The 261-nt window shown below is 36.0% G+C and carries 1 pseudogene; it reads right to left on the bottom strand.

Features of this window, described 5'->3' with window-relative positions:
* Window positions 1-222: pseudogene (locus FOF46_RS31220) on the bottom strand (IS3 family transposase); the annotation flags it as partial.
* Between the last annotated feature and the right edge of the window lie 39 nt (window positions 223-261).

Genomic DNA, 261 nt, shown 5'->3' with positions numbered 1-261 from the left:
TTTTGATTTTGGCATTTGGTGTTGAATTGGTTTACTCCAGTCTAAGGTACCATGTTTTCGTAACCAAACCAAAACAGTACTTCTCCCCTGTATACCATAAGCTTTTTGGGCTTGCTTATAGGTCAGCTCAACTTTTTCAACTTGGGCAACTATTGCCAATTTAAAGCCTAAATTGTAATCTCGTTGTGTACGCTTCTTCCTTGGTTGTTCTGAATGTTTCATAAATAAGTCAATTTTGTGTCAACTTATTTTAGGACAAGA

The organism is Aquimarina algiphila, assembly GCF_007489275.1.
In the GTDB taxonomy this organism is placed as follows: domain Bacteria; phylum Bacteroidota; class Bacteroidia; order Flavobacteriales; family Flavobacteriaceae; genus Aquimarina; species Aquimarina algiphila.
This window is presented reverse-complemented; position numbering and strand designations above follow the sequence as displayed.